14 protein-coding genes are annotated in these 13,516 nt (G+C 31.6%); all 14 read right to left on the bottom strand.

The features are described from left to right. Positions 1-126: 126 nt before the first annotated feature. The gene (locus HNP35_RS20910) at positions 127-1,314 is read right to left on the bottom strand and encodes a hypothetical protein (protein ID WP_184166817.1); all 1,188 of its coding nucleotides are present in this window, start codon (positions 1,312-1,314) and stop codon (positions 127-129) included. A 223-nt stretch (positions 1,315-1,537) separates the two neighbouring features. Then, positions 1,538-1,903, bottom strand: a complete 366-nt coding sequence (locus tag HNP35_RS20905; protein ID WP_184166814.1) for a hypothetical protein — start codon at positions 1,901-1,903, stop codon at positions 1,538-1,540. Positions 1,904-2,094: 191 nt separating this feature from the next. Next, positions 2,095-2,562 carry a DUF1572 domain-containing protein gene (locus HNP35_RS20900; RefSeq protein ID WP_184166811.1) on the bottom strand — a complete coding sequence of 156 codons (468 nt, stop codon included), beginning with the start codon at positions 2,560-2,562 and terminating at the stop codon, positions 2,095-2,097. A 27-nt stretch (positions 2,563-2,589) separates the two neighbouring features. Continuing rightward, the gene (locus HNP35_RS20895; protein ID WP_184166808.1) at positions 2,590-3,780 is read right to left on the bottom strand and encodes a hypothetical protein; all 1,191 of its coding nucleotides are present in this window, start codon (positions 3,778-3,780) and stop codon (positions 2,590-2,592) included. A gap of 70 nt (positions 3,781-3,850) precedes the next feature. Then, entirely contained in the window at positions 3,851-4,414 is a 564-nt protein-coding gene (locus HNP35_RS20890; RefSeq protein ID WP_184166805.1) for a hypothetical protein, read from the bottom strand. Between the two features lie 93 nt (positions 4,415-4,507). Next, the gene (locus HNP35_RS20885) at positions 4,508-5,668 is read right to left on the bottom strand and encodes a DUF1624 domain-containing protein (protein ID WP_184166803.1); all 1,161 of its coding nucleotides are present in this window, start codon (positions 5,666-5,668) and stop codon (positions 4,508-4,510) included. A 238-nt stretch (positions 5,669-5,906) separates the two neighbouring features. Beyond that, positions 5,907-6,269: a hypothetical protein gene (locus tag HNP35_RS20880; RefSeq protein ID WP_184166800.1), complete on the bottom strand. Its 363-nt coding sequence runs from the start codon at positions 6,267-6,269 to the stop codon at positions 5,907-5,909. A 56-nt stretch (positions 6,270-6,325) separates the two neighbouring features. Next, positions 6,326-6,775 carry a hypothetical protein gene (locus HNP35_RS20875; protein ID WP_184166797.1) on the bottom strand — a complete coding sequence of 150 codons (450 nt, stop codon included), beginning with the start codon at positions 6,773-6,775 and terminating at the stop codon, positions 6,326-6,328. Positions 6,776-6,828: 53 nt separating this feature from the next. Continuing rightward, the gene (locus HNP35_RS20870) at positions 6,829-7,209 is read right to left on the bottom strand and encodes a DUF5071 domain-containing protein (protein WP_184166794.1); all 381 of its coding nucleotides are present in this window, start codon (positions 7,207-7,209) and stop codon (positions 6,829-6,831) included. Between the two features lie 52 nt (positions 7,210-7,261). After that, positions 7,262-8,218 carry a hypothetical protein gene (locus tag HNP35_RS20865; protein ID WP_184166791.1) on the bottom strand — a complete coding sequence of 319 codons (957 nt, stop codon included), beginning with the start codon at positions 8,216-8,218 and terminating at the stop codon, positions 7,262-7,264. Between the two features lie 343 nt (positions 8,219-8,561). Continuing rightward, positions 8,562-9,350, bottom strand: coding sequence for a hypothetical protein (locus HNP35_RS20860; RefSeq protein WP_184166788.1), 789 nt, complete (start codon positions 9,348-9,350; stop codon positions 8,562-8,564). A 29-nt stretch (positions 9,351-9,379) separates the two neighbouring features. Continuing rightward, a complete protein-coding gene (locus tag HNP35_RS20855) occupies positions 9,380-9,919 on the bottom strand; it encodes a hypothetical protein (protein WP_184166785.1) in 540 nt (179 codons plus the stop codon). Positions 9,920-10,119: 200 nt separating this feature from the next. Then, entirely contained in the window at positions 10,120-11,343 is a 1,224-nt protein-coding gene (lysA, locus tag HNP35_RS20850; RefSeq protein ID WP_184166782.1) for a diaminopimelate decarboxylase, read from the bottom strand. 628 nt (positions 11,344-11,971) lie between these two features. Further along, the gene (locus HNP35_RS20845; protein WP_184166779.1) at positions 11,972-13,426 is read right to left on the bottom strand and encodes a glutamate synthase subunit beta; all 1,455 of its coding nucleotides are present in this window, start codon (positions 13,424-13,426) and stop codon (positions 11,972-11,974) included. Between the last annotated feature and the right edge of the window lie 90 nt (positions 13,427-13,516).

Raw genomic sequence — 13,516 nt, 5'->3', positions numbered from 1 at the left:
AGTTGCAAATATATGCAACTTTTCGGTTGCGCAATAAAAAAGAAGCAATTTTTTTTATAGAAAAGACCGTAAATAAAAAAAGGTGCATTAAAATTGCGCCTTTTTCTAGAATTATACGTTACATAATTATCGTCTGATTTTGTTTCTTACGATTATGTCTTTCAGTTTTGCTTTTAAATCTTCGCCCGTGTCATAAACCATTTGTTCGTTGTTCGGAAAAGGCACAGCGCGTTTTTCGAAATATTGTATATAATTATCATCGCAAGCATTTCGGTCGCCTTTATATTTTGAGTAAACATTCTCAAAAATATATTCGCTGCTTAGCGGAAACGTCTGAACCAATTGATTCGATTTCAAATCCACATAATCAACTTTAGCCGTTACCAGACAAGATTTAAATTGTCTAAATTCATAAACCGTCGCGCGGATAATTTTATAATTATCAACTTTGATTTCTTTTCCTAAACTATCTTTTACAGGTCTTCCGCGACTGTCCAAAAGCGTTTTTACGCCATCTTTAATTTGTCTTTCCTTGATAAATTCTTTCTCTTTAATCTGTTCTGGCGAAATCGCGATTTGTCTAAAGTTAAGAATCAAACTATAATCGTACGTTACATTTTTTTGTCTTGTACTGTGATAAACCGTCCATTTGTCATTTAAACCATAAGTTTTAAAATCCAACAAATCATTTTGAAGCATTTTCGGAATCACCATATCTGTTTCGTTTTTAGCATAAACATCAACAAAATCGGTTCCTTTAAAAAGTGCGTCATCCATTAATTTTTTGGCATTTTTATATCCAGGATTAATGCTTTCCAGATAAGCAAAATCATCGTAAGCCTTTCTAAAATCCATTTTATTGTTTGATTTTAAAAGGCCAGAAGCATTTTCATATAAATATTTCGAAAGCGCATTTTTACTGCTTACAATTTCATTCGAATAACTATCAAATTGGAAATTAGCATTTTTGCCTTGCTTCAATAATTTCAATGGCAAAAGCGGACCAATTTTCTCCTGACGGTTATTTAGCTGTAAATAAGTATTGTAAATACGTTCTGCATTGGCAGGATTGCTTTCTTTGTTCAACATTTCCAGATTACGCAAATCTCTATCTTTCGCTTTTGCAAAAGCCTCTTCGAGCAAATAGACATAATCTTGTTTTCCTTTAGCGTCTTTATTGGTTCTTAAAGCTTCAACGGCACGATCAATCGCGCCATCATAATTTCCATCACTTATGAGCGCCTGCGTCGTCTTTACTCCACATGAAGAAAGAACCAAAAAAAGTATAGAAATCAGTAAAGTAGTTTTTTGCATAGTGTTTCTTTTGAAGGTGTAAATATATTTCTTTTAACTTTCAACAACTATGCCTTTTTTAATATTTTTAGAAGCAGAAATTTTCGGTTTCAAAAGAACGTTTAGTCCCGCTTTCGCCTTTATCTCTCCATTTCATTACGAGGATATCGGCTCTATCGGGGCTAGATTAGAACTTTTTGGTTTTATTAGACGTAATGTAAACGTGGTGTTTAAATCCTGTAGATTAATCTGCTACTTTTTTGTATTCAAACGTACCAACTTCGGTATTGGTAATAATCCGTTTCTGGCTGTCAAAATAATCAATATTGAATCTAATTGGCATTAAAACAGAAATAATCGTTAGTTGATTATTATCGCTAGATAGTTTCCATTTTGCTTTATGCGACTCATCGCCAATTAAACTATTAAATTCGCCATTTTCGCTAAAAACCTGAAAAACCTGATCGGTCTTAAAGCGATCCTGAATGCTTTTTACCTTTCCGTTTTTAGTCCATTTTACCAATTGCCATTTTCCAATAAGTTCTTTAGAAGTCTGAGCATTTACAGATAAACCCAATAAAAAGATAAAAGCTAAGATTAGTTTTTTCATTTTGAATAGATTAGAGTTGATTTATAAATTTACTAATTTACTCAAAACCAAACTATTTTTTAATGTTAAGAGTTTGTATATCAATGTTTTTAATTATTTTTTACTGTAAGGAATATTGTCTCCAACATCAAAATATTCAGTTTTTTTGTCTGCGCAGCCGATTTATAATATTTATAAAAATGAGTGTAAACTTATTTCAGAAGCAGTTTCTTTATCAGCCCAATTTGACCTAAATGGTAATAACTGTGTTCAATCATCGCTTCAATATTTCTTCTGTACGAACCATATTTAATGTCTACAAAATTTTCGTCTAGTTTTTCATCTGTTATTTGTTCAACTAGAAAAGCAAATTCTTCAGCATCATTCCAGAATTTAAATAGAAAATTTTCCCACTCTTGCTGAGAATTTATTGGAGGAAAATCAAAACTGAATTTATCTTTTATATCCAGCGTTCCACCTTTGAAGACATTATTTATTCCATCAATATAATAATGAATATGTTGTGCCAGAAGTGCAATCGTATTTAAATTTTGAATAGAAGTAACGGCTATTTTCCAATCCAGATTTTCGAGCTGATCTTTGTAATTGGTATTAGCAATCCAAGTTCCGTTTAAGATTACTTCTCTAAAACGACTGGCAATTTCAGTTGTATTTTTCATATTCAAAGTAATTTAAATATTATGGCTTTACTTATTATACTCAATAGTTCTTATTTTTAAATCGCTCGGTTCTCCATTTAATGATGTCTTTCTTTCAATCCAATTATTGTGCTTGTCATATTTATATTCGTAAGTATAAATTGACGTATGAAAAGGTTTGCCATCAGTAAACATTTGAGTTTTTTGCGATATAAGATCACCAAAATTATTGTATACGCTTTGTATTCTTTTATCTGTCACTCCATTATTATCAATTTCAGCTTCATCCTCAATTTGATTTCGAGTATTATATTTAAAGATAATAGATCTTTTTGGGATATCTTTATCGAAGACTTTAATTGTTGCTATTTTATCATTTTTGTAAAATTTTCTTTCAATATAATCGTCTGTTTCTCTTCTGTAAACAAGATTCCCTTCGGTATCATATTCTTTTGTGCTCTTTTCGGTGGCATTTTTTTCTACATAATTTAAGAGAAAACTATAATCTAAATTTTCTACAAGTAGATTTTCTGCTCGGGCATAACTGTAACTAAAAATGTTTTTTTCTTCATTATTAATTTTTTGAATAGAATAGACCTCAATGCTATTTATGCCTTTACTATATTTTACTTCTAATATATTTTTGCCTTTATATAAATAATCAACATTTACTCGTGGTTTACCTGCAGCTTGTTCCAGATTTTCTATCTTAAGAAGTCTATTATCTTTAAAAACAAAGTTTGTGACTTGCATGCCGCTGTTATATTTTGTGTAATTATTATTTTTTCTATTTTTCTCTGAGTAATTAGTTGTAATTTTTAAAAGTTTGCCTTTTTCAATTTGATGTTGAAAACCATATCCAACATCCTGATTATTTTCAAATTCTATGTAACTTACAAGAGTATCATTTTTAAATGTACTTTCTGAGTATAAAGAATCTTCTGTAATACCCGCATACCTTACATATTTATGAACTTTTCCTTTAGAAAAATACATTTTCATATGAGACGAATTTGTCTTGTTGAATTTGTTAGAATAATAATGCAGTGTATTTTGAAGCATTGTGTTGATATTATCTTTGCTTTTTAAATTTTCAGTTTGTTCTTCAATAAGCATTATATAATCATTAGTCAATCGTCTTAGTACGTCATCGTAAATCGGATATTCAGGAAACTTTACTTTTTGCGCCATAATAGGCGTTGTAAGAATAAATAATAGAAAAATTATGGTTTTCTTCATTTTGATTTGGAGATTTTATTTGTAGAGAATTTGATTAAAGATAGATTGTTTTTTTAATAGTATTGGCGTTTTATTCCTGCTGGATCCACTCGTATTTTCCATTATTCAGATAAATAATGCCACCGCCACAACTTTCTTCAGCATGAATAAAAATGCCGTCATTTGGGAGTTTTATTTTGTTTTCTTCTTTTATTTCGTCATCGCCCATAATTTCGCCGTCATCATTTACATTGTTCCAGATAATTTGTCCTTTTGGTGCTTTTTCAAATATTGCGGCCCAATCAATTTCATCAAAACCTTGATTTAGAACATTATTTCCAAATCCGAAGTAATCAGTTCTTTTATTATTTCCAAAAGTTATTTTTAAACCGCTTTTGTTATTTTTTGTGCTTCTAATAATTTCTACAAGTTCGTCTTTTCCATCTCCATCCAAATCACATTGAATTTGGTTGATTTTATGTTTTTTAGAAAGTGCAAGAGTATCAGCTTCTTCAATGTTTATTTCAGCATTAACTTTAGGTTTTAATGCTGTTTCTAAAATGTCTTTTTGGGTATTTGAAGGAGTTTCAGTTTTCGTTTCGTTTTTACAAGATATAGTAATTAAGGATACAAGAAATAAAATTTTGATTTTCATTATTTCATTATTTTGGCTTCGAGAATTTAGAAAGCGAATATAAAAAAATACGTACAGTATTTGAAAGATTTGTATTTTAACATTTGACAAAATTTAAATGTATTTCAGCCACCAATTTTTATTCTCTGCTTTATATTTTCCAAACCATAAACAAGGTTTGTAGAGAAGAGTTACAACAAAAATCCAAATGAGATAAATTGTCCAAAGAGGAAAACCGCTTTCAAAACCTTTAGGTCTTCCAAAAGTTCCTGTTGCAAATTCAAATTGAGAAAAGTTGAAACCTTGGGCAAAAAGCATAATTAGCGTTAGAATATGAATCACATAAAAATGAACTACAAAATAAAACAAAGGCACTTTTCCGTAAACCAAAGCTACTTTTTGAATCCCGTTTGAGAATCGTTCTGCAAAAGCAAGCAACAAAAACATAATGCCTAAAGTAACCAGACAAAATAGGAGCGAAGGTGGATATTTAGTCACATTCATAAAAGACAAAAAGGTAAAAACGACATCTTTTTGTGTTGTCCATAAAGCGGGATCTCCATAAATATTTACAAATCGAAGTATGACGAATAATACTAAAGCACTTAAACCAATTTTGGTGAAAAGTTTTTTTCTTTTCTCATCTGACAATTCAAAGAATTTTCCTGTTGCAAAACCGACCAACATGATTCCAAACCACGGAATTGGCGGATAACCCATAATAAAAGCTCTTCCAGAAAATGGAAATACAACCGGACTAAAAAGCGGTGCTAAAACAGTTTTTATAACCGAATTTTCTGCAAAAGGAATAAGTGGAGTTAGGTTATGAAAAACGATTATGAAAATCCCAATGATTCCCAAAGTTTGAGAACGGATTTTGAGCAATAAACTTAAAATGATAAAACCAAAACCTATTGCAGCAATAACTTCAAACAAAATAGAATGAAAACCAATATCGAAAAATAAACCAAAGTTGATAATTGTAAATTCAAGTAGAATTAGCCAAAGTCCTCTTTTGAATAAAAACGCTCTCATTTCGGCTACATTGTTTTTGTTTTGAAGTGAAAGATAAACCGAAGTTCCTGCCAGAAAAACAAAAGTAGGCGCACATAAATGAGTGATAAAACGTGTAAAAAACAACAAAGGCGAAGTAGTCGATAAATCGGTTGGACTTTGTGTAATCGAATCGACATGCATCAAATCCCGCACATGATCAAGAGCCATAATAATCATTACAATTCCGCGAACAATGTCTATTGATGGTTGTCGTTTCATGGGTTTGATTTTTAAATACTTAAGAGTAAAACTAATGAATTATTTTTTAAGTATTTATAATCACTAACTAAATGTAAAACTAGTTTAGGAAGTGAGATAAATTGCCTCCAGCTTTAGCTGGAGGTCTGTGGGAAAAAGGAAAAAGGCTTTAGCCAAACGTATAAAGTTTTTGGCTAAAACCTTTTTAGAAAGACTTTTATTGACATCCAGCTAAAGCTGGACGCAATTGATATTTTACTTATTTTATTCTGCTTTTTATTTGATATACAATCTCCCAAAAAATAATTGCTATAAGAGCATTAGCAAATATCGCAGTTTTAACTTGATAAGGATCGTAATTAACCAAAAGGTGTAAATTGGTAAATTGCAACGCTAAAAATAAAGACAAAGCAGCAATTCCAACAGCGAAAATGATATTTAAAAGCGGTTTCCATTTTAAAGCCAAAAACGCATAAATAAGATTAAAAACTGCAAAACCACAACCTAAAGTAATGTACGGATCGGTTTGTAATTTTTCTCCGATAGAAAGCAAAACAGAAGTTGCTGTTAGATATAAAAAGAATAAGATGGAGTAAAGTAGGATTCGTATTTGTGGTTTCATTTTGTATTATTTTATCGAGCAAAATTAAGCAATTAAAATGAAGCTGTGATTAGGTTTTATTGTAAAAGCGTTTCGACTTTAGTCTCCGACTTTTCCTTTAAAGGACTTTCTGCCTTTAAACTCCAAATAACTAAGAATTTGCCTTTCGCAACATATTCTTCTGGATGCTCATCGGTTGGCTGACCGTCTTTTCCCCATAATAAACCTTGCAGAAAACGATCGCCTTTAAAAACATGATCAAATTCGAAATACATTATTGAGCCTTTATCTCCTTTGCTTTTAAAACTTTGAATGGCTTTACTTTTTACTGTTCCCACAATGTTACTGTAGGTTTGAATATCGTTATAAAATGTACAAGCTTGTGGCGAAATGCAAATATTGCCATCGCTTGCAATATAGCCTTTCGGAATTTCTTTTGGTTTTAGTTTTAAATCTGTTAGCGTTTGGCTGAATAGATTTGTTGTTAGTAGGAAGAAGAGAATGAATAGGGGAATTGTAGGTTTCATGATTTTGGGATTTAATTGGGATGTTAAAAATAGGGTTTTATTTTATACAGAAATCAAAGGGAATCTTTATTAATTATTTCTTTAGCAATTTCAAAGACCTCGTCTTCAACTTCTCCTTTAGTAGGATTTTTTGCAATTCGTTCGATTTCTTTTAAAACCGATTTGTCATTAATGATTTTTCCAAAAATGAGAAGAATCCAATATTTCCAGACTTGATCTTCACTTTGTAAAATTTTCAAGATTTGAGGTGAAATCTTTTCTGCGAACGGAATCAAAATTTCTGCAATTGGTTTGCTAATTGGCCAATTCATATCTTGTAACCATTCTAACAAATCTGGAATTATTGGTTCTATATCATCAAAAGAATAGCCTTTTAGCTTTTCAACTGTTTCAAAATCAAATTTATCTTTAGGAATTAAATTTTTAATGTTCATGTATTTAGGTTTTGAGCTTTTAGATTCAAACAAACATTAAAAGATTAGATTGTTATTTCTTATTTTTTAAATCTTGAATAGCACCTTTTGGAGTTGGAAAATAAGTTCCTATTCTTGGATCCATAATATTGCCTCCAAAACCTGTTTCTTCATCTGATACGGAATTTTCTAGAGCAATTAATTTCTTTTGATAATCAATATCCCCAATATTCCATAGACTTTTAATAGCAATTACTTTTTCAAAATTTGGCATTTCTGCATTTTTAATAAATTCTAATAAAAAGGCTTTTGTAAAAGCATCTTTTGAATTGGCCAAAAGCTGTAAAGTTGAAACTCTGGAGTGAAAATTATCTGAAACAAAAAATTTTTGAATTCTTTTAAAATCGATTGAAATGTCTAATAAATAAGCCGTTTCTAATGCAGCGTGCTGTAAAAAGAAAGTTGATATTTCGTTTTCTTCAAATCCTGCCGGAGCTTTATCTATGTTTTCATTGATAAAATCTAAAACTATTTTTTGATCGTATTTTCCTGTTTTGTAATAATCCCATATTGCAGAATAAGTTTTTTCATAAGCATCTTGAGGAATCAATGCCTGATGATAACTGTGTCTGTAAGTTGCTGTAACAGTGTTTTTTTCGTCGAGAAGCGCAAAACCAGAGGTTGGAGTAGGAATGTCATAATTACCATCTTTATTCTTGACTAAAAAGAGATAAAATGTTTGATTAGGATCAAAATCTAAATGAATTCCATGTCCAGATGAACTTGTCATACGAAGCATTGAAAAACCAGATATCAATATATTTTTTGATTCTATTTTTGAATTTCCAAATGATTTTAAGATTTCTATTTCGACACCATTCTCACCGTTTTTGATTACTTTTCCCAATACAAAGTATTCGGCTTTTTTTATTATTTCTTTTTGCCAAGGTTCATTCCATGTTTCTGCGGAGAGTTGAATTGAAAAACTTAAAAAGAAAATAAACGCTAGTATTGGTTTAATCAATTTCATGTACGATGGATATAAAATTAAAAATAGCTTTTAGTTAGACAGGCAATAGTTATGATTTCAAAATTTTATAATAAAAGTGATTTTATTTTAATTTAAGATTTCTCATCTATTGTACGTTAAAAATAAGGTTTTATTTTCTTACTTCTAATTTTAAAATTTGATTAGAGTAATTTGTTTTAATGTAACTAATTTTTACATATTTGCCTGCATCTATTGTTCCTATTTACCCAAAGCTGGCGCGAGCGTCTCGCTCGTGCATTTAAAGGTTTTTAATATTGATTCTCTGGCTTGTGTTCACGAGCGGGACGCTCGCGCTAGCGGGGGCAATGTAAATGCTATAAAATCAATTGGCGATATAGTAAAAATAATTTGTATTAATCTTTTCAAATTTTAGGATTTCGAAAAGAAAATTATCTGTTTCCATTTCTCCTTTTAAATTGAAATAGAAGCCATACGAATTATCCGTAAGTCCATCAACTAAATAGAAAATTCCTTTTTTTGTTTTAACAGCCGAATAAATATTTAATTCCTGAAGTAAATCAAGAATTTTGATTTGCTGTTTCGAAAAGCTGTTTTTTAAATTACTTTCAATCTTATTTGATATTGGAAAAGGAGAATCTGTAGGAATTGTATATTTCCAATAAAAATCATTTTCTTTATATACATTATCCACTCTTTGAATTCCCTGATAAGATGTAAAAATATCATTTTTATTTTCCAAAATGAGCTTGGTAAGATTCTCAAATTTTTTCAGGTTTTCATTTAGATAAATTTCTAAAGGGTTTTTCCTGCTTTTACCTTTTTCTAAAAATTGATTTGGCATATCCATTGCCGTTTTTTGTAATACATCATACTTGTGAGAGAATGCCCCGAAGATGAAATTAGGTACTTCGCTAGCATTATGAACAGTATCAAGAGCCCAAACTTTTTGTCTTTTTAATGGTCTTATATCCCATTTTGAAAATGGCTTACTGTTTATTAAAAACGTTTCGAATGAGACTGAATCTTTTTCTATAGACTTCATTAGAAACTCAAATATATCAACATCGTATTTTTTATCTTTTTCAGGGAACTCTTGTCCAAAACATATTCCTGTAAAAGATAATAGTAAGAGTGTAATTTTTTTTAGCATAATTATGGAAAATGTGTTTTTATAAAACTTTATCTTCTTTTAGGGCGAAGGTCGTGTTTCTCGTCAGAAATCTGATTTGATGTTGTTAATTCCTTTAAACACTCCTGATAAATTTCTTCTCTCCATTTTTCAAAAAGTTCAATTAAATCAAAAAACAATTTTTCGGATGGATTTTCTGGCTGTGGTTTTTTCAATAAAATACCTACTCCGATATTATGAGATATATTGTTATGATTAATGACGATATGTTGATGGCTCATGTCTTCCATAGTCATATCGGCATAATAATGTTTTAATGTCAGATGATCAAGATTCATTATTTCTGAAATCATATTTTTAATTTCAGAGGGTAGTTCACACTCTAATTGTTTTTCAAATTTATCCTGATTTTCCTGATGAAAATCTATCTCAACTTTACAATCAAAAATAATATCAATATAAAAACCTAAACGTAATAATCGATTGCTCCAGCCATCAAAATGATCATAAGAAAGAATATAATCTTCATGTAATTTGAAATTTCCTGTTACAGGCTCTATTTTACGTATATTAATTACTTTAAAGTTCATTTTAGAGATCTATTAATAAGTAGGAAAGATATTAAATTTATTTAATTTTTTGAGAGTATGATTACTTTTCGCGGACTTCGACTTTGCTCAGCGAGACTGTTGTATAAAAATCTAAAATCTAAACTTAAAAATCTACAATAAAAAAAATCCCGCCTCAATTAAGAAACGGGATTAGGGTGATATTCCTTTTTTTTCTATTGTTAAACCGCAGCAGCAACTTCTTCTGGCAACGGAATTTGATTTTTAAGTAAATCTTCGAATGTTTCGGCTTGACGAATTAAGATTCCTTTTCCGTCTTTCCACAGCACTTCAGCTGGTTTGTATCTTGAATTGTAGTTCGAAGACATTGAGAAACAGTATGCTCCGGCATTTCTAAACTCTAAAATGTCACCTTCTGTGATTTCTGCAATTCTACGGTTGTTGGCGAAAGTATCTGTTTCGCAAATGTATCCTACAACAGAGTAAAAACGCTCTTTTCCTTTTGGGTTTGAAATGTTTTCAATATGGTGTGAAGATCCGTAAAACATTGGACGGATTAGGTGGTTGAAACCACTGTCGATTCCAGCGAAAACTGTTGATGTTGTTTGTTTTACTACGTTTACTTTTACTAAGAAATGACCTGCTTCTGATACAAGGAATTTTCCTGGTTCGAAAATAAGTGTCAAATCTCTGCCATATTCAGCACAGAAAGCATTGAATCTTTTAGATAATTTTTTACCTAATTCTTCGATATCTGTTTCGATATCGTCTTTTTTGTAAGGTACTTTGAATCCGCTTCCGAAATCTAAGAATTGTAAATCTTTGAAATGTTTAGCGGTATCGAACAAGATTTCAGCAGCATACAAGAAAACTTCGATATCTAAAATATCTGATCCTGTGTGCATGTGAATTCCGACAATGCTCATTTTTGTGTTTTCAACAATACGTAAGATATGAGGAATCTGGTGAACAGAAATTCCAAATTTACTATCGATGTGTCCAACAGAAATGTTAGCATTTCCGCCCGCCATTACGTGTGGGTTGATACGGATACATACCGGAATATTAGGATGTCTTGTTCCGAATTGCTCTAAAATAGATAAATTGTCGATATTGATTTGTACACCCATTGCGGCAACTTCTTCGATCTCTTCTAGAGAAACGCCGTTTGGTGTAAAGAAAATTCTTTCGGGTTCATAGCCAGCATGAAGTCCTAACAAAACTTCCTGAATTGATACAGTGTCTAAGCCAGACCCCATGTTCTTTAATAACTGTAGAATCGCAATGTTTGACAATGCCTTCATGGCATAATTAACTCTTAAGTTCTCAACCTTTGAGAAAGCTTTAGTTAATCGGTTGTACTGTGATTGGATTTTTTCAGCATCGTAAACATACAATGGACTTCCAAATTGGTCTGCTAACTGCAGTAAATCTTTTGCTTGCATTTTATAAATCATTTTGGGCAAAGTTATTACACTTTTGATTACCAGCAAATAATTTGTAGAAAAATAACAAATTGTAACAAATTGTTTGTTTTTAAACAAAAAGTTGCTGTTTTTGGAATTTTGTAACCTTTTTATAAGGTGCTGAGGTTCTGAGATGCTAAGATACTAAGTTTTTTTGCCACAGATTGCACAGATTTAAAGGATTTTATCAATTTTTAAAAGAAGCCTAATGTTTGTATTTAGCCCCGATTGAGGCGGTATCCTCGCATCCCGATGGCTATCGGGAGGAGAGATATAGCCGAAAGCGGGAACTATGTTTATTAAAATGCCTTTTGTGATGCTTTAAAGTGAGAAAATTTTTCCGCCACGAATTCACGAATTTGACTAATTCTAAAATGCTGTTGAAATTGTTTTGCTATGAATTTCACGAATTAAAAGAAATTAAAAAATAGAAATTAGAGAAATTCGTGAATTCGTGGCGAAAAAAAATATTCTGTGGCTAAAAAAACAAAACCCCTGAATATAAATTCAAGGGTTTGTTAGTAGTTATGTTGTATAGAAATTAAGGTTAAGGCTGAGAAAAAAAACTTAGCATCTTAGAACCTTAGCGACTTAGAATCTTAAAAAATTATAGACTCGGTAAATCTCCTTTTCCTTTAGTAGGCAAGTTTGTAGATCCCATAAGGAATAAATCTACTTCTCTTGCTGCTTCGCGACCTTCTGAAATAGCCCACACGATTAATGATTGTCCACGACGCATATCTCCAGCTGTGAAGATGTGAGGAACGTTTGTCTGATAATTGTGTGCTTTGTAATTGCTTCTTATATCAGTTTCGATTCCTAATTGCTCGCTTAATGTTTTCTCAGGACCTGTAAATCCAAGAGCCAATAAAGCTAAATCGCAAGGCCAGATTTTCTCAGAACCTTCTTTTTCGATTAATTCTGGACGCTGACCTGGAGTCATTTTCCATTGCACTTCAACCGTTTTTAATCCTGTTAATTCACCTTTTTCGTTAGAAATGAATTCTTTAGTATTGATTAGCCAGTTTCTGTCACAACCTTCTTCGTGAGAAGAAGATGTTTTTAACTGTAACGGCCAGAAAGGCCATGGAGTTGTTTCGCTTCTTCCAACTGGAGGTTTTGGTAAAATTTCAAAGTTAGTTACCGATTTAGCTCCGTGTCTGTTAGAAGTTCCAATACAGTCAGAACCTGTATCTCCACCACCAATAACGATTACATCTTTACCAGTAGCTTTTACTTGATCTGGAATAGATTCTCCGTATAAAACTTTAGTTTGCTGTGTTAAGAAATCCATTGCTTGAACAACGCCTTTGCTTTCAATTCCTTTAGTTGGAAGGCTTCTTCTTTCCGTTGCTCCTCCGCATAAAACGATAGAATCAAATTGGTTTAATTCTTCAACGCTGAAGTTAACACCAACATTTACATTTGTTTTGAAAGTGATTCCTTCTGCTTCTAGAATAGCTACACGACGATCGATGATTCCTTTTTCTAATTTGAAATTTGGAATTCCGTAACGTAATAAACCTCCAATTGCGTTGTCTCTTTCAAAAACAGTTACAGTGTGACCGGCTCTGTTCAATTGTTGAGCTGCAGCTAATCCAGCAGGTCCTGAACCAATAACAGCAACTGTTTTACCAGTTCTTGTTTTTGGTGCTTGTGGTTTAATCCATCCTTCTGCGAAACCTCTTTCTACGATGCTTTTCTCGATGTTTTCGATAGAAACCGGATCTTTGATGATTCCTAATACACATGATTTCTCACATGGAGCAGGGCATAAGCGTCCTGTAAATTCAGGGAAGTTGTTAGTAGATTGTAAAATCTCTAACGCGCTCTGCCATTCTTCCTGATGTACCATGTCGTTGAAGTCAGGAATTAAATTTCCTAACGGACAGCCACTGTGGCAAAAAGGAATACCACAGTCCATACATCTTGATCCTTGTTCTTTTAATTTATCTTTTGGTACCGGAATAGTAAATTCGTTGTAGTTCGCAACACGCTCAGCTACTGCTAAATTACTTTCGTCGGCTCTGTTATATTCTTTAAATCCGCCTATTTTACCCATGACTTTTAAATTAAATTCCAATTTCTTTAAGTTCCAAATTCCAATCTTTCGACTTCACTCAGGAAGACATTACCATTGATATTGCGATTG

It is taken from the genome of Flavobacterium notoginsengisoli (genome assembly GCF_014207905.1).
GTDB lineage: Bacteria > Bacteroidota > Bacteroidia > Flavobacteriales > Flavobacteriaceae > Flavobacterium > Flavobacterium notoginsengisoli_A.
Note: the sequence above shows the minus strand (reverse complement) of the source record. Positions and strands in the feature narration are given on the sequence as shown.